This is a genomic window from Ectothiorhodospira variabilis, assembly GCF_022227625.1.
GTDB classification, from domain to species: Bacteria; Pseudomonadota; Gammaproteobacteria; order Ectothiorhodospirales; family Ectothiorhodospiraceae; genus Ectothiorhodospira; species Ectothiorhodospira haloalkaliphila.
This window is the reverse complement of sequence record NZ_JAJNAO010000002.1, coordinates 310,372-329,504: the sequence shown is the minus strand read 5'-3', so window position 1 is coordinate 329,504 and position 19,133 is coordinate 310,372. Positions and strand designations below refer to the sequence as shown.

Below are 19,133 nucleotides of genomic sequence, written 5' to 3'. Positions count from 1 at the left end.
AAGCGGCCGCCCTTCGGCGGCCTCATCAACGCCGCTCGGGTGTCTGCAACACCATCGTGGAACCACGGATCTGGATGTCAAAACGCCCCAGGTAGCTCATCCCCAGCAAGGCAAAATCCCCCTCCAGCCCCGGCGTGATGGCGCCGCGCACCCCGCGGGCGGACAGGTCTCCCAGTCTCACATCATCCAGCGTGGTGAGATGCCCCTGAACGCGCCCATTGGCCGTGTTGAAAGTGGCCCGATGCTCCCGTGGCAGACCAAGTCGTTCTGCCAGATGCGCAGGCAAGGCCACATAAGTGGCGCCGGTATCCAGAAGGAAATCCACAGGCTCCCCATTGATCCGGCCCGTGGCCACAAAATGCCCCGCCCGGTTGCGCTCCAGGGTAACGCTGCCATCCCCATCGCCAAGGCTGTGCACAAGGTGCGTATTGGGATTGCGCTGACCATCCAGCACCCCCTGATACACCCACGTGCCCGTGCCCAGGGCCAGCACCCAGAACAGGGTCAACATGATCAAACCGGCCCGGCGGCCGGGGGGTGCCTGGTTCATCCGCGAAGCCCCGCGTATCCACTTCATCGTATGGGAATTGGAGTCGGATCCATTGTCGCGGGTTCCCGGGGGCTTGAGCGGCGTTGTCACTCACAGAGCAATACAGGTGACGATCCCCATTCTTATGTGGGAGCGGGCCTCGCCCGCGAAGGCGGTGGGCACACGGCCTGGCCTGGGCGCTGCTGGCGCATCACCCGAAATCCCAAGGCTTCCTTGCTTGCCCACTGAGCCGAAAAGGGCCATTCTTTCAGCTCACATAATGAGCCGAATAAATGACCGATCAAGCCCCCAAGTGGATCTGGCAACATCCCGATTGGCCCTGCTTTACCTGGCAAGTGGCTGAGGTTCAGCCTCGGCTTCAGAAGTGCTGGAGGGGGCTCGGCATCTTGCTGGGGCGGTCGGAGGCCCTGTTGCCCGCAGATGATCCGGAGGCCGAGGCGAGAGCCGCCCTGGACACGCTATTGGAGAACATTGTGACCTCCTCGGCCATCGAAGGTGAGCGCCTGAATGTTGCGTCGGTACGCTCATCGCTGGCCCGGCGCCTTGGTGTGCAGGAGCCTGGCGGGCCCCCTTCACCGCGCTCCGAAGGCCTGGCAGAGTTGATGCTGGATGCCACCCTCAAACCGGATTCACCGCTGGATGCAGAAAGACTATTTCAATGGCATCGATGGCTGTTCCCTGATGCGGAAGCCTCTCTTACAACGCTGCGCCCCGGCCAATGGCGAGGGGTGGAGCCGATGCAGGTGGTCTCAGGCCGCATTGGCCGCCCCAAGGTGCATTTTGAGGCCCCGCCCCGAGAACGCCTGGAGTGCGAGGTTGACCAATTCCTCCAATGGTTCGAGTCCAGCCGCCATGACCCCGGGATGGACCCTCTCGTGCGGGCAGGGCTGTCCCACTTCTGGTTCGTGACGTTGCACCCGTTCGAAGATGGCAACGGGCGTATCGCCCGGGCCATCGCCGATCGAGCCCTGGCGCAGGCGGACCAGCAAGGGATTCGCTTGTATGCCATGTCCGCAGCCATCCTGGAGCGCCGAGCCAATTACTATCGCCATCTCGAGGAGAGCCAACGTGGAAAGCCGGACCTGACGACCTGGCTTGTCTGGTTCCTGGATACCCTGAATGCCACGTTGCTGAACGTAATTGATCAGGCTGAGCGGACACTGGCCAAAGCCTGCTTCTGGCAGCGCTTCGGGACGGCTGGCCTGCTCCCCGAGCAGGCAAAAGTGCTGAACCGGTTGCTTGATGGAGGGGAAAGGGGATTTGAGCAAGGCATCAGTGCTTCGCAGTATCAGAAAGTGGCCAAGGTGAGTAAGGCCACTGCCACCCGCCATCTTGCCGGGCTTGTCGAGAAGGGCTGCCTGGTGAAGTTATCGGCAGGAGGCCGAAGCACTCGATATCAGGTTCCAGAACTGTGCCGTAAGTGGATCCATTCCTGAGTGTTCTGGTCAAGTCGCAGCGGACACGGATTAAGCAGCAACCGCTAGAAAATGTTGCTGTGGGGGGCGGTCAAGAGTGCCTGTCCCTCGCTCCTGGTCCAGCTGGGTGAGTTGATATCAATGCAATCAAAGATTAATCTTAAGAGAGCTTGATGGAGAGTGCCATGGCCAGTATCACAATTCGTAATCTCGACGAGGGTCTGAAGCGTCGCCTGCGCATGCGCGCGGCCCAACATGACCGGTCGATGGAGGAGGAAGCGCGGGAAATCCTGCGCCAGGCCATCGGTAAGCCGGTGGCGCCCAAGAACCTCGGCGAGACTATCCACCGCCGGTTCGCGGCGCTCGGTGGGGTGGATCTCCCATTGCCGCCGCGGGAACCGATGCCGGAACCGCTACGGTTCGACTAAAGCGGACCGGCAATGATCCTGATCGACACGAATGTGATCTCGGAGCTGATGCGTCCAAACCCCGCCCCGGCTGTTCTAGCCTGGTTCGGGGTACAAGACGCTGCAGTGCTTCATATCAGCGCGGTGGGAGAGGCCGAACTGCGGCGCGGGGCAGCGGTGATGTCCGAGGGCAAACGACGCAGTCGATTGATCGCCGAAATCGACGCCATGATCACCGAGGACTTCGCGGGCCGGGTTCTGCCCTTTGACAGCGTCGCAGCGCAAGCCTTTGCTACCATCTTCGTCGACCGCCGCGCCGCCGGTCGGCCGATCAGCTTCCCGGACTGCCAGATCGCCGCCACGGCACGTGCTCATGGCGCCGCCATCGCGACCCGCAACGTGACCGATTTCACGGGCTGCGGTGTCGAAGTGATCGACCCCTGGAAGCACGGGGCTTGAGCAGTTGATTCGGGCCTGGCCTCCTACCTCGCGGTAGGCTGTCGTTCCACGGCCCATGGATCTGGCCGGTTAACCATCGTCCAGGAGGGACACATGCCGCGCCCCCGTTGCCAGCAGATATCGGTCACCGAGACCCCTTACTACCACGTCGTCTCGCGCTGCGTGCGGCGCACTTTCCTGAGTGGGCAGGATCACGCCACCGGCAAGAGCTTTGAACACCGCCGACAATGGATCGAAGATCGTATCCGACTGCTGGCGTCCTTGTTCGCCGTGGAGGTGGCCGCCTACGCGGTCATGTCCAACCATTACCACCTGGTGGTCAAGCTGGAACCGACCCAAGCCGAGCGCTGGTCCGATGACGAGGTGCTACGGCGCTGGAGCTGCCTGTTCAAAGGGCCACTGCTGGTTCAGCGGTATCTGGCCGGCGCGTCGCAGGAGAGCTACGAGCTGAGCCAGGTGGCAGAATTTGCCCAGTGTTACCGGCGGCGACTGGCGGACCTGAGCTGGTTCATGAAGTGCCTGAACGAGCCCATTGCCCGCCAGGCCAACCGGGATGGCGGCCACCCCGGAGGCCTGGGCGCACACCAGCATCCGGAAACGGATCACGCCCCGGTTCAACCTGGCGCAGGCCGTGCGCGAGCAGATGGGGCAGGGAGTCCATCTGCATCATGTGGGAGCGGGCCTCGCCCGCGAAGGCAGTGGGCGCATGGGCTGGCCCGGGCGCTGCTGGTGCAACGCATCGCCGGCAGGCCGGCTCCCACTGGGGGCGGTAGAGCAGGCAGACCAGCTGCCGCCCATCCTGCAGCGTCTGGGCATCACCTCGGATCAGTGGCTGGAGCAGAGTACGCGGTTTGAGGCCGTGTACCGACGGCAGCGGCGACGATCAGTGGCCTGAGGGGCTTTTCTGACCGACTTTTCCCATGCGGCGGCGAAAGGATGCCAACGGGGCGGGTGGACCTCGTCAGTCAAGAGTGCCAGTCCCTTGCTCTGCTCAGTCAATCCGCAACTCCACACGCTTACCCGCTCGGTGCAGCAGGCCCACCAGTTTGTCAGCGCTAAAGCGGTCGGTCTTGTGATGCAGCACCTCGGAAATTCGGCTGCGTGACACCCCTAACTCTGCTGCCAGCTCCCGCTGTGTCTTGCCGCGTTTGCGCAGTTCTTTCTCCAACGCGATCAAAAGAGTTTCCCTTACTTGCATTGCCGCAGCATCCTCCGGCGAGAATCCTAAATCCTCAAAAACGTTGCCACAGCTCACTGTCATCTTTTCGTCCATATCAGAACCCGATTTGCCTGTACCTGCGCTGTCCCAACTCGATATCCTTCGGGCTGGTCTTCTGCGCCTTTTTCTGGAAGGCATGCAATACATACACAGCGTTACCAATGTTTGTGACATAAAGGACCCGGAACTGGCCCTTAACATTGACCCGCACCTCGCGCACACCTTTGCCCACAGTCTTCATCGGCTTCCAGTTATCGGGGTCCAGTCCATGCTGAATACGAAGCAACTGTCGCCCAAGCTCCCTCCGCGCCCCCTCCGGAAAACCCCGGATATCCTCGCGACTGGAGCCCATGAAAATCAGTGTTTGCATGCTCGGAGTGTACGTAATTTTAGACGTCGCAGCAAACAGCAGGCACGCCTTTGCCAGCGCCTCGCTCCGCGCTAGTCTGACCCAGCGCGCGACAAGCCCCGCCGTTCAGGGCGGGGAAGGATAGCGCGGACGGCGTAGCCGTCCTTGGGTTTCAGTGAGGTGTCTGCTGCTGCTCGATGTACTGGCGCACGATGGAGGTCGGCGCGCCGCCGCAGGAGGATGCGAAGTAGGACGGCGACCACAGCACGCTGCCCTTCCAGTAGCGTTTCTCGATATCCGGGCGCTCCTTGCGAAGCAGACGGCTGGAGACGCCCTTGAGGCTGTTCACGAGGTTCGAGACGGCCACCTTGGGCGGATACTCCACCAGCAGATGCACATGATCGTCCTCGCCGTCCATCTCGATCAGTTGTGCCTCGAAGTCGGCGCAGACCTTGCCCATAGGCCAAGGTGGTGGGCGAGGTTCGCAATGTCACCGTTGCCCTCTCGGGCGGGCGCTGGCATGTATCCATTCAGACGCGACAGGAGATCGAAGATCCCCGCCACCCGGCTCGCAGCATCGTCGGCATGGATATGGGGGTGGCCTGCTTCGCCGCCCTCTCCAGCGGCGAGATCATTGCCCCGGCGCATGCCCTCAAAAAGCGCCAGCGGCAACTGGCGCGGGCTCAACGGGCGATGAGCCGCAAGGTCAAATTCAGCAATAACTGGAAAAAGGCCAAAGCCCGTATCCAGCGCATTCACACCCGCATCGGCCATGCCCGCCGCGACTTCCTGCACAAGACCTCGACCGCGATCAGCCAAAACCACGCAGTCGTTGTGATAGAGGACTTGCAGGTACGGAATATGTCCAAGTCGGCAGCAGGCACGGTCCATCTGCCGGGGCGAAATGTCCGGGCCAAATCGGGCCTGAACCGATCCATTCTGGATCAGGGATGGGCCGAGTTCCGACGCCAGCTTGAATATAAGCAGACATGGCGCGGTGGAATGGTCATTGCGGTGAATCCACGCAACACCAGCCGGATGTGTCCGGCTTGTGGTCATGCGGACAAGGCCAACCGCAAGACCCAGGCCCGATTCAAATGTGTTGCCTGCGGTCACACGGCTCATGCCGATGTGAATGCAGCCAACAATGTATTGGCGGCAGGGCATGCCGTCATGGCCTGTGGAGGGGATGTAAGGCCGCACCCACACCTCGGTGTAGGCACGGCAGCTCCGATGAAGCAGGAACCCACCGAAGCGACTCAAATCGCATCAGCGAACTGAGCGCCGTAGGAATCTCCGGCCTTCGGGCCGGGGAGGATGTCAACAGAGCGCTTCACCGCCAGCGCTCCTTGAGATCATCGTCGGAATAAAGATCCGGTTCGTCCTCCAGGCCTCGCATGGATTGTTCAATACTCATGGCCCGGAACTCTTGTTCTGGCCAATCCACCTGTTCACTTGGAGGCGAAACCCCATACCGCTGTTCCAAGAACGTCACGAAATCTATCACCTCCTGGCGACGACTGTCTGGTAGGCGGCCTGAGGGGCTTTCCTGACCGACTTTTACCATGCGGCGGTGAGGTGCCGAGGTTGGCGCGTGGGCGCGGTTCGTGCTCTCAGCCAGATGGCGGGGAAATTCGAGGCTGGAAGCGCATTCCCAGGTGGGGAAAGGGTCGCCAGCGGGGCGGGTGGGCGTTGAACATAACGGCCAGGGGACGAAAGGCTGACCACGATGGTCAAGACTGCCTGTCCCTTGCCTTCTCGTCTTGCTCCGCCGCCCTGAGGCGGTAGTCGTGCTATCCTCGTGGTGCGTGGTTATCCCCTGCTTGCTTAAGGTGTCATATTTACGCGGTAGAGTTCGAGACGGATATCAAAAGCGCGTTCATCCGGATTCCGCAGTTTGAGAAGCTGATGAATCGCCACGTGAAGGTGATCGTATTAATGGAGGATCCGCCCGAGGATGTATTGGCGGTGAAGGTCCAAGCCTCATCGTCCCGGCGACACCCGGCGAAGGTGCCTCCTATACTTTTCCAGGGTGGCGTTATCGACACGGTGCCGGATTCCAGGTGGAAACTAAGTTGATGCCGACCTTATTGAACGAAAAAGGGTTCAAATTCTTTTTCTATGCGAATGAGCATCGGCCAGCGCACGTGCATGTGATGAAGTCTGGCGGCTGGGCCAAGATCGAAATGGAAACCAGCGTGGTGGTATATTCAACGCTCAAGAAGCAAGAACTCAAGGAGTGTCTTGAACTTTTGAGCTTGCATAGACGGCAATTTCTGGAGGTGTGGAATGCATGGTTTGGGAGGTAGGGAAGTTCATTTTGACGACCATTTCCTTCATGTCGAGCTGAGTGATGGTCGGCGTATCTCGACACCACTGAGCTGGTATCCAGAGCTTGAGCAGGCCTCTGTCAAGGAATTACGTCACTACCAGTTTATCTGCGACGCTACAGGTATTGAGTGGCCGGATATTGACTACCATCTGAGCATTGCCGCCATGCTGGAAGTCCCCTCCCAGCAGGTGGCGTGAGGGGAACACTGTAAGATGATTTTGTCTGCGGGGCCTGAGCCCTCCTCGCCGTGAACGAGGATTCCGAGGTTACGGTTGCCTGGCCGGATCGTTTTCACAAACGACCTTTCCTGCTTCGCGGCGGGTTGGCTTACAGTCCGGCTGATGCCGACCTGCCACCAAGACCACTGCAGAACACCCCTGCGCTAATCTGCCGCGACACCGGCTCATGGACTCAGCCGTTGAACCATCGTCCAGGAGGGACACATGCCACGCCCCCGTTGCCAGCAGATATCGGTCGCCGATACCCCTTACTACCACGTGGTCTCGCGCTGTGTGCGTCGCACCTTCCTGTGTGGGCAGGATCAGGCCACCGGCAAGTGCTTTGAACACCGACGGCAATGGATCGAAGATCGGATCCGGCTGCTGGCCTCCCTGTTTGCCGTGGAGGTGGCCGCATACGCGGTCATGTCCAATCATTATCATCTGGTGGTCAAGCTGGAGCCGGCGCACGCCGAGCGTTGGTCCGATGACGAGGTGCTGCGGCGCTGGAGCTGCCTGTTCAAGGGGCCGCTGCTGGTTCAGCGGTATCTGGCCGGCGCGTCGCAGGAAAGCTACGAGCTGAGCCAGGTGGCAGAATTTGCCCAGTGTTACCGGCGGCGACTGGCGGACCTGAGCTGGTTCATGAAGTGCCTGAACGAGCCCATTGCCCGCCAGGCCAACCGGGAGGATGGCTGCAGTGGGCATTTCTGGGAGGCGCGGTTCAAGTCCCAGGCGCTGCGCACTGAGGCGGCGCTGCTCAGCTGCATGGCCTATGTGGATCTCAACCCGGTGCGGGCCGGGATGGCGGCCACCCCGGAGGCCTCGGCGCACACCAGCATCCGGGAACGGATCACGCCCCGGTTCAACCTGGCGCAGGCCGTGCGCGAGCAGATGCAGCTGGATGCCCTGTTGCGGTTCGATGGCAAGGTGAAACCGCTGCTGCATTTCGAGGGCGCGTTCGTGCAGGAAGGGCAGACCGGCATACCGTTCGCCTTCGAGGATTATCTGGCCCTGGTGGACGCCACGGGGCGGTCCATCGACCCGAGGAAGAAGGGCGCCATTGCCAACACTCAGCCGCCCATCCTGCAGCGCCTGGGCATCACCCCGGATCAATGGCTGGACCAGAGCACGCGGTTTGAGGCCGTGTACCGACGTCAGCGGCGACGATCAGTGGCCTGAGGGGCTTTCTTGGCCGACTTCTCACATGCGGCGGTGAGGTGCCGAGATTGGCGCGTGGGCGCCGTTCATGCTTTCAGCCAGATGGTGGGGAAATTCGAGGCTGGAAGCGCATTCCCAGGCGGGGAAAGGGCAGTCAACGGGGCGGGAGGCCGTTGAACATAACGGCTATGTGACGAAAAGCTGAGCGGGATGGTCAAGAGTGCCTGTCCCTTGCTGCTGCCTGTCCCTTGCCTTGCCTTGTGCCTTGTGCAGAGCCAGGTCAGGAAAAGTGCCTGTCCCTCGCCTCGCTGTGCTCCTCCAAGTGGAATGGTCAAGAGTGCCTGTCCCTTGCTCCGCCCCCCGCGCTTCGCGCGAAAAAAAGAAACCCCGGCGCGAGGCCGGGGTTCAGGTTGCTGCTATCTAGGTAAGCGTCAGGTCAAGAAAAGTGCCTGTCCCTTACTCAACTAACTTACTTTCTACCTAGTCTTGACAACTGGACGGCAAGTACTTCGCTAGCATTGCGTCGGAGCCGCCTGGTTCACAGGTCCAGCCCGTAACGCGTTCCACATTGCCGCTAGCATCGTCGATTGTGTTGGGAGTTAAAATGAAGGTTTTTCCTGAGACCGCTCCGGCCACATCGGAACTTTTCATCTCTACCTCAACGACGCCAGCATCATTATGCGTAATCTGAAGCACATAGGAGCCAATAGCATTAGTGCCATCCCCCTCGTTGAATTCATCAGCGTCGGGCCAGGATCCTCTCATCATTGCATGTTCTGCGAGAGCGGTTCTTGCAGCAGAAGAAAGGCTAAGCCCCTCAGATACCTGGGCACGAGCCGTATAATCCTGATAAGCCGGAATCGCAATCGCCGCCAAAATCCCAATAATCGCCACCACGATCATCAGTTCGATCAAAGTAAAACCCTGTTGTTTCCGCATCACGAAACACCTCGTCTGTAAGAAGTCATTCCATCGTTTCAAGGCCAGTGATCCCGGCCTCACGCAGCAGGGATATTGCAGATCCCGGGCCAACCCATAAGCGGTTCCTTATCCGGGATGAGCGGGGGTTTCGTGATGCGTCTTGTCCAATCGGCACAGCTTGATCCAAAACGGTGGCACGGGTTTATGTGTGCCACCGACGTAAAGAGAGGCCGTTTCCCGTGCCAATACCCCCGGCTACGTCCGGCCCTCACCCCCAGCCCCTCTCCCGCAAGCGGGAGAGGGGAGCAGCCGCGAGCCCAACCGAAACTGAGCGGTAGAGTTTCACCGACGAGTTGCAACGCCAAACGGTCACCCCCAACCCGTCCCAACGCACCCAGCAATCTCCTCTGTGATCCATCCCCCAAATCCCACCACCCGGCGGCCCACATGTAATGCCGAGGCGTATCATCAGTCATAGTATCGAGAGGACGCCCACACCATGACGCATATGCCGCCTACAACCCGCTCATTGCAAACCGGTTTCTCGCTCATCGAGGCCCTGGTGGCCCTGCTCGTACTCTCCGTTGGCCTGCTGGGCCTGGCGGGGTTGCAGTTGCTGGGGATGCAAAGTTCCCACTCTGCCTACCAGCGCACTGTGGCCAGCGTGATTGCCACCGATGCGGGGGAGCGGCTTTGGTTGGGGATGGCGAAGGCCTGGGCAGACAACGGGGAGTTCACCGGTGCCGATGTGGAAGCCATACGCGACGAATGGCGTGATCATTGGCAGCAAGGGGGCACCGACCTCGATGGCAACCATCGGGTGACACTGCCTGGTATCAGCGCCTCCGATATCGGGAGCTGTGACCAGGATGTCTGCGAGATCACAGTCCACTGGACCGAAGGCCGTTTCGACGAGACTGACGATACAACGGAGTTTCATTACCGCGTGTGGTTGCCGGTTGAGGTTACAGGAGGGAGTTCCTGATGAGACGCCCAAACCAACAACACGGCCTCTCACTCGTCGAACTCATGGTCGCCCTGGTCATCGGGCTCATTCTCACCGCGGGTGTTATTCACGTGTTCCTGGGCAACCAGGCCGCCTACCGCGAGACGCAGCGATTCAGCGCGCTGCAGGACAACATCGGTTTCGCCGTCGACTTCATGGTGAGGGATATTCGCGGGGCCGATGCCATTGCCGAGACCACCACGCCCCAGGGCATCAGCGTGATTCGGGATCGCCCCGCAAACGCAGCCGTTTGCCGCGTGAGCGGGCCAGCGAGCGAAGTGATCTACCACGTGGACGGCGATGCCCTGCGGTGCGGGTCTGAGGGTGACGACAATGACCCGATCCTGGTTCAAGGAATGAAACCGGGCTCCGTGCTGCAATTCGTTCCAAAACCGGATCCGCTCCCCTCGGGCACGGACCCCATTGGCGCAAGAATCACCCTCGTCTTCACCAGCCAAGCCAGTCAAGGGGGGCCGCCGCGCCACCACACCCTGACATTTCACGTGGCGCTGCGCGGCCCCATCTTCAGAAGTCTGACGAACTCGTAACATGCCAGCCGCAGGGATGCGGCGGCTCAACATGCGCCCCCCATCCGCAGGGTGGGGGGCAAGGAGCCCTCAATGAACGCCCATAAGAGCACACAGCGCGGCACCGTCCTGGTGGTCAGCCTCATCATCCTGGCCATGGCCACCCTCATCGGCGTGGCCGGCATGAACGGCAGCTTCATCCAGGAGCGTGTTGCCGGCAACCAGAAACAGACCACCGAGGCCTTCATGGCGGCAGAAACCGGCATGAGTGAAGTGCTGGGAATACTGCGCGACGCCTCCTTTGCCCACTGGGGCGACAGCGAAGAGAGCGTGAAGGCCATTGGCGACCATGACCGCTTCCTCGGCAACGGCCAGGTCGTCGCCTGGCGCCTGGCGGACCTGAGCTATCAGGGCGGCACCGCCCGCGTGCGCATCCAGGGAGAAATCATCGCCACCGGCACCCAGCGCATCGTGGAAGTGGAACTGGACCGCGGACTGGGCGGGCCAACGCCCGAGTCTGCCTACACCTGCTACGGCGCTGACTGCACCACCCGTACTGGCTCCAACAGCGGGAGCGCCATCTACTATGATGGCCGCGACTGGAAAGTGCCTGTGGAAGACGCCTGTACGGGTAACGACTGCAAGAGCGAGAAAGTGGCCGACCGCTCCGGCGACAAGGCCGGCATATACCTCATCGGCAACGACGCCAACGATGCCATCGGCACTGGCAATCAAGCTGGCAACAATCGCCCGGATCAGATCCGGGGCGACCCGCCCTTGCGCCAGACCGATGCCAGCGTGAGCACCGGCGGTGTGAGCGCCAACGACTGGAATCAATATGCCGATGCTCTGGTCAGCCGTTCTGATACGCAACCAATCGACGTCAATGCCGACAGCACGAACAAGGATATTTCCCAGTATCTCGGCAGCCGCAGTGCGCCAACAGTCAGCCACGTGACCGGCACCGGCAGCATCCGACTGAGCGGCAACACCCACGGGGCTGGCATCCTTATCGTGTCGGGAGATATCGAAATCTTCCCCGCCAACGGCACCATGACCTTCGAAGGCTTGGTCATCCTGAGGGACGGTGCCCGCCTGTCATCGGGGTCGGGAACGGCCAATGTCTTTGGCTCCATCATCTCCCTCACCGGCAATGAAGATGCCGTGGACGCCGACCTGGGCGGCAACTTCAGCCTGAAATACAGTTCCCAGGCCCTGGAAAACCTGCGCGACCATGGCCTGTGGGGCAGTCCGCTGAGCGCGCCGAGGGTGGTAACCTGGAAAGAGGTCGTGAATACGGATACCTGAAGCCATGCACCTGGTCACCCTGAAAACCGCCATCTTCCTCACTGGCCTGAGCAGACGCACCCTGTGGCGGCGCATCGCCACGGGCGCCATCGCCAAGAAGAACAAGGACGAGCCCCTGGGCCGCACTCAGGTGCCCCTGGAAGGCCTGATGGATGACATCGGCATGTCGCTGAGCGAAGAGGACATGGACCTCATCCGTCGGGCGGACAACGGCGAGCCCACGGCGCAAGGAGAGTTGGGCCTGATGTTGTTGCAGGCTGGCCAGCCGGAGCGGGCCCTCCACTGGCTGGAGCAGGCCGCAAAACGGGAAGACCCGGACGCCATGCACTGGCTCGGGCGTTGTTACGTCTGCGGCGAGGGTGTGGAGGGCGACGAGTCGCTGGGGCTATCGTGGATCACCCGGGCAGCGGCCCGGGGGCATGTGATTTCGCAGAGGCAGGTGGCGGAGCTGGGGGTGTGAGGGGGTGTCCGTTCTTTGTGGTTTTGTTCAAACACGTTGGTCGGCGAGCTTGTAGGCCTCCTCGTCACGTCTCGCACCCACAGCAATGATCAGCACCTGGACGGCGTTTCCATCCACCCTGTACACGATTCGAGTATTGCCCGTTCGGATTCGTCGGCAACCGGCCAAGGTGCCACGCAGTGGCTTTCCCAGCTTTTCGGGTTCGCCATCACGGATACGCTCCTCAATCACATCAAGAACCCGTTTGGCAGCAGCCGAACCCAATCGCGCCAGGTCTTGCCGGACGCCCGGATGGTAGATCACCTTCCATGTCACGGGTCAGTCGCCTTGCTCGAAAAGGGACCGCATATCTTCATGAGAGATGGCCTGGTCGGCCTCATAAGTGGTTAACCGATCCCGTGCCACAGCTTCGATGCGCAGATCTTCGAGTTCATCGACAAGGTCTTGATACGCCTGAACATTCATCATGACCGCAACGGGCTTATTATCCTTGAAGATGACAAGCCTGTCGGTCTGCCGGGCCGATACTTCCTTGAGATGAGCGCTGAAACCTCGTGCCATGGATGTGGCAGAGACTGCATCTTCAGGACGATCCAATAGGGATGCCATCGCGATCCTCCGTGGGAGGTGTAATATAGTACGCTCTATTATACGTACTACATCGCTCGATCACCAAGCCTGCTGGGTTGCTCATGGCCTCGGAGATGTGGCATGTCGTCTTGAGGTGGCTGGATGTCGAGGCGCTGTCCCTGGTGACGGAATGATCGGGGTCACAAGCGTGCCTGCCCCACGACGCCGAACGATGGTCAGGTTCTCCTGCCAGTGCTTGAAGAAGGTGATCCAGTCCGACAGCGGCCCGGGTGGCAAGCGGGATCAGTGCGGGACGTACCAATGTTCCCCAGCGTGACCTCGGGCTGGGTTTCATCACGCATCTCAAAGCGCCACACAGCTTGCCGGCGTTCGGCCTCGCTGTGGGTGAACAGGTCAAAATCCAGCAGGTGCAGGCCCACCGAGGCAGGCAGAAAGAGGTGCATGTGCTCCAGATGAGTTCTGCCTCTAGATGATGGCTTGAATACCTTTTTTCTCGATCACCGTCAGTAGACGCAAAGCAGGTCCCCCAGGGCGCTTCACGCCACGCTCCCAGTCGGATACCAGGTTCTTGCTGACGTTGAGGTAACGTGCGAAAACGGGCTGGGATAGATGCTCACGTTCACGCAAGGCGCGGATCTCTTCTGGTGGAAGTGGTTTGACTGGGGCAAGGCATGCGTCATCGAAGTCACGCATGGTCTGCTTGTCGATGGCGCCGACCTCGTGCAGGGCCTCCATGGTTTCGTGAATCGATGCCAGGGCTTCACTGCGGTACTGTTTTGCCATTGTCTTTTACCTCTGAAAATAGCCCCTTATGCTGAACTGCTCAAACCGTTCCATCATACCTACCCAAACCTATTCAGAAGCATCTAAACCGGTTCAGTGCTGATTTCCTGCTTCACAGAGGCCGGTTTCACTCCGGTCTCGCGACCTGAGCCAGCGCCTTCCTCTCCACAGGCTGACACCGTGGAACTCACGGCGTAATGGGCAAGATTTCTTGCCGCATTCACATCCCGGTCGTGGTGTACGCCACAGTCCGGGCAAATCCACTGCCGCGTGGATAGTGGCATTGCCTTCTGCACTGCTCCACAGACCGAACACATTTTGCTGCTGGGGAACCAGCGGTCGGCCACCACCACCTGCCCACCCCGCTGATCTGCCTTGTACTCCAGTTGCCGACGGCACTCATGAAAGCTCATCTCAGCAATGGAGCGGGCCAGATGCCGGTTCGCCATCATGCCGCACACATTCAGATCCTCGATGCCGATGGTATGAAACCGACGGGTCAGATCAGACGTGAGTTTGTGCAAGGCATCGGACCGGATGTTGGCAATGCGGGCATGCAGCCGTGCCAGTTTCGCCTTGGCCTTGTTCCGGTTGCTGGAACCTTTTTGCTTGCGCGACAGGCTGCGTGATACCCGCCGGAGTCGCTTGAGCAGGGCGGTATGCGCCTTTGGGCCGGTGATGGTGTCTCCCGTCGAGAGCGTGGCCAGTGCCGAGACCCCCAGATCCACCCCGACCGAGCCTTGGTTTTCAGCCGGTCGCCTGGGTGGGTCTTCGGTCTCCACGGTGATGCTGACAAACCAGCGGTCAGCGACGCGGGAGACCGTCGCAGACATGATCTTGCCGGCAAAGCGCAACGACTCCCGCATCCGCACCCAGCCGAGATGGGGGATGCGGATGCGGGAATCTTCGACGCGGAACTGGTCGTTGGTGAGGGTGAATCGGTCATGAACGCCTTTTTTGCGGAACTTCGGGTACTTGGCGCGACCGGCAAAGAAGTTCTTGAACGCTTCGCCCAATTGAATGATCGCCATCTGCGGTGCCGTTTTGGTGACCTCCAGCATCCATGGAAACTGCTTGCGCTTGATGGCGTTCAAATGGCGACGAAGCGCCGCCTGCGAGGGCTTGGGCAGGCTGTTGTCCTGCTTCCATGCCGCGTACTGGCACTGCCATTCGGCCAACGCCCAGTTGTAGGCGAAACGCGCCGTGCCGGCCGCGCGGGCAAAATAGGTCGCCTGCCTGTTGTTGGGCGCAAGCGCAATCCTGTGGGCACGGATCATGTCGCGTCCTCCACGGCCTTCTTCATGGTCAAGAGTGCCTGTCCCTTGCCTCTGCTGCCTCTGCGGGGTGAAGCCGCTTCAGTGCGGAACCTCGTGACGCAGGCTTACCACCTCCTCAAGAGCCAATCCGGAGATCTGCGAGATCATCTGGTGATCCATCTCGGTGCGGGCAATCAGATTACGTGCCGTTTCCTGTTTTGCTTGGAGGCGCCCTTGCTCGAGCCCCTCTTCACGCCCCTTTTCGAGCCCCTTTTCGAGCCCCTCTTCACGCCCCTCTTCACGCCCTTCCCGCTTCGCCTCATTCAACAGCGACACCTCATCCCGGAGGGCGCGTTCACGCACGAAGGCCAGACGACGGGCTTCCTCGTCGGCGCTCAATTCCTTGAGCGGATTCATTGCCTGCTGTACAGGCTCGTGGGCAATCTTGGCCATGGTCAGGGTCTCCCGCCAGTGCTTGAAGAAGGTGATCCAGTCCGACAACGGCCCAGGCGGCAGGCCCAGGGTGTCGGCCTTTCTCAGTTCGATCAGGTTCATCTGCAGTACGTTCCCCAGTGTGACCTTGGGCTGGGTTTCATCACGCATCTCAAAGCGCCATACAGCTTGCTGGCGTTCGGCCTCGCTGTGGGTGAACAGATCAAAGTCCAGCAGGTGCAAGCCCACCGAGGCGCGCAGATGTTGGTAATCCTCGCCCGCATTTAGCTGGTTGCCCAGGGTGCGAGCCAGGTAGAACAGGCCGCGCTTGTGCCAGGCGCCATAGCGGCGCACCTGTACCTCCACATTGTAGCAGTGGCCTTCGCCATCGCGGGCGAGGACGTCGAGGATGATGTATTTGCCGGTGAGTTCGCTGGCTTCGATGTTGGGGTTGAGCACCTCCACCGAGGCGATGTTTGGCAGGTCCGGGCGCAGATCATTGATCAAGGCCACCAACAGGTCCGGGGCCTCGCTCAGCAGGCGCTTAAAGACATAATCATTGGTGGGGTCAAGCAGTTGGCTCATGCGGCCCGCTCCAGGGTGTGCTCCTCAATCCGGCCGCGTCGGTGCTCGTAGGTGTTGCCGTTGAAGTGATTCTGACCGGAGAGGAAGGCATGGCGCACACGGTGTGAGACCGCGTGGTTCCAGGGTGGCGCATCCATGCCGACGAGAGCTGAGCGTGGCGAGACCATGGGTTACCCATGCTTGTGGATTGATAAACTGTAAATTAATACAACACGATCGGTGCGTCAACGGGACAGCAGCGAGGTGGTTGATCTAGGAGGGGCAAGGTGGGTGTCCTTTTACCGGTGAGAGTGCCTGTCCCTTGCCTCCCATGAGGGCGCGTTCGTGCAGGCAGAGCAGACCGGCATCCCGTTTGCCTTCGAAGATTATCTGGCCCTGGTGGACTACACCGGGCGGGCCATTGATCCGAAAAAGAAGGGTGCCATTGCCAACGCACTGCCTCCGATCCTGCAGCGGCTGGGACTCAACCCGGAGCAATGGCTGGCTCAGAGCACACGGTTTGAGGCCGTTTCCCGGCAGCAGCGACGACGATCAGCGGCCTGACGGGCTTCCCCGAGCGACTCACCCATGCTGCGGTGATATGCCGAGGCTGGCGCCTGGGCGCCGTTCAGGTGTCGGGGACGAGATCGGGGGAAATCGGGTGCTGAGGGCGATTCAAGGCCGGGAAATGGGGGAGGGTGGTCGTTGACATCATCGGCAGGGGGTGAATAACCGACCGAAATGGTCAAGAGTGAAGAGTGCCTGTCCCTTACCGCTACCTCAGCGCCTCTTCCTGGAGGCACTTCCGGCCTCGGGGCGGTGGTCGTGCTATCCTCGCGGGGTTTGGTTATCCCTTGCTTGCTGGAGGTGCCATATGTACGCGGTAGAGTTCGAGACGGATATCAAAAGCGAGTTCATCCGTATTCCGCAGTTTGAGAAGCTGAAAAATCGCCACGTGAAGGTGATCGTATTGATGGAGGATCCGCCCGAGGATGCGCAGGCAGGGAAGGCTCAAGCCTCATTGCCCCGGCGACACCCGGCCAAGGTGCCTCCTATACTTTTCAAGGGTGACGTCATCGACACCGTGCCGGATTCCAGCTGGAACTTAATTTGATGCAAGTGCTGGATACGCACGTCTGGCTCTGGTGGATGGCAAATGATCAGCGGCTAAATCCGGTGTGGCGTGATGCGATCGAAACAGACACGAGTGTAGGCGTTAGCGCGATCAGCCTTTTCGAGGTGGCCTGGTTGGTCGAGCATAAGCGAATTAACCTAGGTTTGCCGCTAGATCAGTGGTTTGAGCAAGCCCTCGACGCTTCTGAGATTAATCTATTGCCCATTACACCCGCGATTGCGGAGCGTGCCGTCACTCTGCCCGAACATCATAGCGATCCACAGGATCGCATCATCATCGCGACTGCTTTGGTACATCAGGCGCATCTGTTATCTGCTGATTCGAAGTTTAAGTGTTATCAGGAATTGGAAGGACTATTGGTGCGTTGAGCATTGGCCATGGTTCGACCGGGAAAACACCGTCCAGGAGGGACACATGCCACGCCCCCGTCGCCAGCAAATATCGGTCACCGACACCCCTTACTACCACATCGTCTCACGCTGCGTGCGGCGCACCTTCCTGTGTGGGCAGGATCACGCCACCGGCAAAAGCTTTGAACACCGGCGGCAATGGATCGAGGACCGTATCCGGCTGCTGGCGTCCCTGTTCGCCGTGGACATCGCCGCCTACGCGGTCATGTCGAATCATTATCACGTCGTCGTCAAGCTGGACCCGGTTCAGGTGGAGCACTGGTCCGATGACGAGGTGCTGCGGCGCTGGGGCTGCCTGTTCAAGGGGCCACTGCTGGTCCAGCGGTATCGGGCCGCAGACCCGCAGGAAAGCTACGAGCTGGCCCAGGTGAAGGAATTCGCCCAGTGCTACCGGCAGCGGCTGGCGGACCTGAGCTGGTTCATGAAGTGCCTGAACGAACCCATCGCCCGACAGGCCAACCAGGAGGACGGCTGCACCGGGCACTTCTGGGAGGCCCGCTTCAAGTCCCAGGCCCTGCGCACCGAGGCCGCGCTGCTCAGTTGCATGGCCTATGTGGATCTCAATCCGGTGCGGGCCGGGATGGCGGCCACCCCGGAGGCCTCGGCGCACACCAGCATCAGGGAGCGGATCACACCCCGGTTCAACCTGGCGCAGGCCGTGCGCGAGCAGATGCAGCTGGATGCCCTGTTGCGGTTCGATGGCAAGGTGAAACCGCTACTGCACTTTGAGGGCGCATGGGTGCAGGAGGAACAGACCGGCATCCCGTTCGCCTTTGAGGATTATCTGGCCCTGGTGGACTACACCGGGCGGGCCATTGATCCGAAAAAGAAGGGTGCCATTGCCAACGCACTGCCTCCGATCCTGCAGCGGCTGGGACTCAACCCGGAGCAATGGCTGGATCAGAGCACTCGGTTTGAGGCCGTTTACCGGCAGCAGCGACGACGATCAGCGGCCTGACGGGCTTCCCCGAACGACTCCCCCTGCTGCGGTGATGTACCGAGGATGGCCTCTGGGCGCCGTTCAGGTGTCGGGCAAGAGATCGGGGGGAATCGGGTGCTGAGGGCGATTCAAGGCCGGGGAATGGGGGAGGGTGGTCGTTGACATAATCGGTAGCAGGCGAACATCCGACCGAAATGGTCAAGAGTGCCTGTCCCTGGAGTCAAGAGTGCCTGTCCCTTGGCTTCGCCTTGGCTTCGACCAGATGGCAACTGCCGGTCACGCCGCTGGCGCCGCCGTGGTGGAGGAGGGTGGGGTGGTTGGGGGTGGGCATGGGAGGCCTTCCTTGGGTGGATTGTTCGTGGCTTCGGGATTGTGATGGGCCGTCTTGAAGTCGTCGGATGGCGAGCTGCTGCGGTGCTGAGGTTTGTTCAAGGGGCCACTGCTGGTCAAGCGGTATCTGGCTGGCGATGCTCAGGAAGGCGAAGCGCTGTCCCAGGTGACGGAATTGATGGCCACGGCAAGCGTGCCCGCTGGTCACCGCCACCGTGGCCGCTGGTAGGCGCGCGCTGCGATCAAGCGCCGGTCGCGACCGCTTACGCAGGATTTTGGACCTCCTGCCCGATCCCTCCTTGCAGCACAAGACTTTGGCGCTTATCTATAGTGTTACGCCCCGGCGGCGGCAGTGACGCGCCC

General features: G+C 60.7%; 29 protein-coding genes and 1 pseudogene. 17 read left to right on the top strand and 13 right to left on the bottom strand.

Annotated features, from left to right (window positions below):
- Positions 1-25 precede the first annotated feature (25 nt).
- Complete coding sequence (locus LPW30_RS04190) at positions 26-550, bottom strand: retropepsin-like aspartic protease family protein (RefSeq protein WP_025282434.1); 525 nt, start codon at positions 548-550, stop codon at positions 26-28.
- 272 nt (positions 551-822) lie between these two features.
- Here LPW30_RS04190 and LPW30_RS04185 point away from each other — a divergent pair, with 272 nt between their 5' ends.
- From LPW30_RS04185 to LPW30_RS04170, 4 genes are all read left to right on the top strand, one after another.
- A complete protein-coding gene (locus LPW30_RS04185; protein ID WP_239680163.1) occupies positions 823-1,986 on the top strand; it encodes a Fic family protein in 1,164 nt (387 codons plus the stop codon).
- A gap of 164 nt (positions 1,987-2,150) precedes the next feature.
- The gene (locus LPW30_RS04180) at positions 2,151-2,393 is read left to right on the top strand and encodes a FitA-like ribbon-helix-helix domain-containing protein (protein ID WP_025282432.1); all 243 of its coding nucleotides are present in this window, start codon (positions 2,151-2,153) and stop codon (positions 2,391-2,393) included.
- Positions 2,394-2,405: 12 nt separating this feature from the next.
- Positions 2,406-2,831, top strand: coding sequence for a type II toxin-antitoxin system VapC family toxin (locus LPW30_RS04175; RefSeq protein ID WP_239680162.1), 426 nt, complete (start codon positions 2,406-2,408; stop codon positions 2,829-2,831).
- 93 nt (positions 2,832-2,924) lie between these two features.
- The gene (locus LPW30_RS04170) at positions 2,925-3,686 is read left to right on the top strand and encodes a transposase (protein WP_239680161.1); all 762 of its coding nucleotides are present in this window, start codon (positions 2,925-2,927) and stop codon (positions 3,684-3,686) included.
- A 136-nt stretch (positions 3,687-3,822) separates the two neighbouring features.
- Here the strand turns inward: LPW30_RS04170 and LPW30_RS04165 are convergent, their stop codons facing one another.
- From LPW30_RS04165 to tnpA, 3 genes and pseudogenes are all read right to left on the bottom strand, one after another.
- Positions 3,823-4,104 carry a helix-turn-helix domain-containing protein gene (locus tag LPW30_RS04165; protein ID WP_025282428.1) on the bottom strand — a complete coding sequence of 94 codons (282 nt, stop codon included), beginning with the start codon at positions 4,102-4,104 and terminating at the stop codon, positions 3,823-3,825.
- Between the two features lies 1 nt (position 4,105).
- Positions 4,106-4,420: a type II toxin-antitoxin system RelE/ParE family toxin gene (locus tag LPW30_RS04160; RefSeq protein WP_239680160.1), complete on the bottom strand. Its 315-nt coding sequence runs from the start codon at positions 4,418-4,420 to the stop codon at positions 4,106-4,108.
- A 151-nt stretch (positions 4,421-4,571) separates the two neighbouring features.
- Positions 4,572-4,853 (bottom strand): annotated as a pseudogene (tnpA, locus tag LPW30_RS04155) (IS200/IS605 family transposase); the annotation flags it as partial.
- Positions 4,854-4,870: 17 nt separating this feature from the next.
- Between tnpA and LPW30_RS04150 the strand changes: the two are divergent.
- A complete protein-coding gene (locus LPW30_RS04150) occupies positions 4,871-5,680 on the top strand; it encodes an RNA-guided endonuclease InsQ/TnpB family protein (protein ID WP_239680159.1) in 810 nt (269 codons plus the stop codon).
- A gap of 52 nt (positions 5,681-5,732) precedes the next feature.
- Here the strand turns inward: LPW30_RS04150 and LPW30_RS04145 are convergent, their stop codons facing one another.
- Positions 5,733-5,894: a hypothetical protein gene (locus LPW30_RS04145; RefSeq protein WP_238984760.1), complete on the bottom strand. Its 162-nt coding sequence runs from the start codon at positions 5,892-5,894 to the stop codon at positions 5,733-5,735.
- Between the two features lie 583 nt (positions 5,895-6,477).
- On the opposite strand from LPW30_RS04145, the gene LPW30_RS04140 reads away from it, so the two are divergent.
- The 3 genes from LPW30_RS04140 to LPW30_RS04130 all read left to right on the top strand — a co-directional run bounded on the left by LPW30_RS04140 (position 6,478) and on the right by LPW30_RS04130 (position 8,128).
- Positions 6,478-6,708, top strand: coding sequence for a DUF4160 domain-containing protein (locus LPW30_RS04140; RefSeq protein ID WP_338018724.1), 231 nt, complete (start codon positions 6,478-6,480; stop codon positions 6,706-6,708).
- Complete coding sequence (locus LPW30_RS04135) at positions 6,689-6,928, top strand: DUF2442 domain-containing protein (protein ID WP_025281135.1); 240 nt, start codon at positions 6,689-6,691, stop codon at positions 6,926-6,928. Before LPW30_RS04140 ends, LPW30_RS04135 begins: the two co-directional genes overlap by 20 nt.
- 246 nt (positions 6,929-7,174) lie before the next feature.
- Positions 7,175-8,128, top strand: a complete 954-nt coding sequence (locus LPW30_RS04130; RefSeq protein ID WP_239680158.1) for a transposase — start codon at positions 7,175-7,177, stop codon at positions 8,126-8,128.
- 459 nt (positions 8,129-8,587) lie between these two features.
- On the opposite strand, the gene LPW30_RS04125 is transcribed toward LPW30_RS04130, so the two are convergent.
- Positions 8,588-9,046 carry a pilin gene (locus LPW30_RS04125; protein WP_239680157.1) on the bottom strand — a complete coding sequence of 153 codons (459 nt, stop codon included), beginning with the start codon at positions 9,044-9,046 and terminating at the stop codon, positions 8,588-8,590.
- 481 nt (positions 9,047-9,527) lie between these two features.
- Here LPW30_RS04125 and pilV point away from each other — a divergent pair, with 481 nt between their 5' ends.
- The 4 genes from pilV to LPW30_RS04105 all read left to right on the top strand — a co-directional run bounded on the left by pilV (position 9,528) and on the right by LPW30_RS04105 (position 12,329).
- Positions 9,528-10,013, top strand: coding sequence for a type IV pilus modification protein PilV (pilV, locus tag LPW30_RS04120; RefSeq protein WP_239680156.1), 486 nt, complete (start codon positions 9,528-9,530; stop codon positions 10,011-10,013).
- Positions 10,013-10,582, top strand: a complete 570-nt coding sequence (locus LPW30_RS04115) for a PilW family protein (protein WP_239680155.1) — start codon at positions 10,013-10,015, stop codon at positions 10,580-10,582. The genes pilV and LPW30_RS04115 overlap by 1 nt, the downstream gene beginning before the upstream one ends.
- Positions 10,583-10,654: 72 nt before the next feature.
- Positions 10,655-11,869: a pilus assembly PilX family protein gene (locus tag LPW30_RS04110; RefSeq protein WP_239680154.1), complete on the top strand. Its 1,215-nt coding sequence runs from the start codon at positions 10,655-10,657 to the stop codon at positions 11,867-11,869.
- Positions 11,870-11,873: 4 nt separating this feature from the next.
- Entirely contained in the window at positions 11,874-12,329 is a 456-nt protein-coding gene (locus LPW30_RS04105; RefSeq protein ID WP_239680153.1) for a tetratricopeptide repeat protein, read from the top strand.
- A gap of 27 nt (positions 12,330-12,356) precedes the next feature.
- Here LPW30_RS04105 and LPW30_RS04100 read toward each other — a convergent pair whose 3' ends face one another.
- The 7 genes from LPW30_RS04100 to LPW30_RS04070 all read right to left on the bottom strand — a co-directional run bounded on the left by LPW30_RS04100 (position 12,357) and on the right by LPW30_RS04070 (position 16,143).
- Positions 12,357-12,644, bottom strand: coding sequence for a type II toxin-antitoxin system RelE family toxin (locus LPW30_RS04100; RefSeq protein ID WP_026623772.1), 288 nt, complete (start codon positions 12,642-12,644; stop codon positions 12,357-12,359).
- A gap of 3 nt (positions 12,645-12,647) precedes the next feature.
- Complete coding sequence (locus tag LPW30_RS04095; RefSeq protein WP_035369602.1) at positions 12,648-12,938, bottom strand: type II toxin-antitoxin system Phd/YefM family antitoxin; 291 nt, start codon at positions 12,936-12,938, stop codon at positions 12,648-12,650.
- A 197-nt stretch (positions 12,939-13,135) separates the two neighbouring features.
- A complete protein-coding gene (locus LPW30_RS04090) occupies positions 13,136-13,363 on the bottom strand; it encodes a hypothetical protein (RefSeq protein WP_338018723.1) in 228 nt (75 codons plus the stop codon).
- 22 nt (positions 13,364-13,385) lie between these two features.
- The gene (locus LPW30_RS04085; protein WP_025281672.1) at positions 13,386-13,703 is read right to left on the bottom strand and encodes a helix-turn-helix domain-containing protein; all 318 of its coding nucleotides are present in this window, start codon (positions 13,701-13,703) and stop codon (positions 13,386-13,388) included.
- A gap of 83 nt (positions 13,704-13,786) precedes the next feature.
- Entirely contained in the window at positions 13,787-14,980 is a 1,194-nt protein-coding gene (locus LPW30_RS04080; RefSeq protein WP_239680152.1) for an RNA-guided endonuclease InsQ/TnpB family protein, read from the bottom strand.
- Positions 14,981-15,058: 78 nt separating this feature from the next.
- Positions 15,059-15,976: an Rpn family recombination-promoting nuclease/putative transposase gene (locus LPW30_RS04075; protein WP_239680151.1), complete on the bottom strand. Its 918-nt coding sequence runs from the start codon at positions 15,974-15,976 to the stop codon at positions 15,059-15,061.
- Positions 15,973-16,143, bottom strand: coding sequence for a Type I secretion system protein TolC (locus LPW30_RS04070; protein ID WP_239680150.1), 171 nt, complete (start codon positions 16,141-16,143; stop codon positions 15,973-15,975). The genes LPW30_RS04075 and LPW30_RS04070 overlap by 4 nt, the downstream gene beginning before the upstream one ends.
- Positions 16,144-16,300: 157 nt before the next feature.
- Between LPW30_RS04070 and LPW30_RS04065 the strand changes: the two genes are divergently transcribed.
- The 5 genes from LPW30_RS04065 to LPW30_RS16005 all read left to right on the top strand — a co-directional run bounded on the left by LPW30_RS04065 (position 16,301) and on the right by LPW30_RS16005 (position 18,999).
- Positions 16,301-16,519 carry a hypothetical protein gene (locus tag LPW30_RS04065; protein WP_239680149.1) on the top strand — a complete coding sequence of 73 codons (219 nt, stop codon included), beginning with the start codon at positions 16,301-16,303 and terminating at the stop codon, positions 16,517-16,519.
- A 310-nt stretch (positions 16,520-16,829) separates the two neighbouring features.
- Complete coding sequence (locus LPW30_RS04060) at positions 16,830-17,069, top strand: hypothetical protein (protein ID WP_025282590.1); 240 nt, start codon at positions 16,830-16,832, stop codon at positions 17,067-17,069.
- On the top strand, positions 17,069-17,458 hold the full coding sequence (locus LPW30_RS04055) for a type II toxin-antitoxin system VapC family toxin (RefSeq protein ID WP_025282589.1): 390 nt from the start codon (positions 17,069-17,071) through the stop codon (positions 17,456-17,458). The genes LPW30_RS04060 and LPW30_RS04055 overlap by 1 nt, the downstream gene beginning before the upstream one ends.
- A 46-nt stretch (positions 17,459-17,504) precedes the next feature.
- On the top strand, positions 17,505-18,458 hold the full coding sequence (locus LPW30_RS04050; RefSeq protein WP_239680148.1) for a transposase: 954 nt from the start codon (positions 17,505-17,507) through the stop codon (positions 18,456-18,458).
- A 406-nt stretch (positions 18,459-18,864) separates the two neighbouring features.
- Positions 18,865-18,999, top strand: a complete 135-nt coding sequence (locus LPW30_RS16005) for a hypothetical protein (protein WP_274521627.1) — start codon at positions 18,865-18,867, stop codon at positions 18,997-18,999.
- The last annotated feature ends 134 nt before the right edge of the window (positions 19,000-19,133 follow it).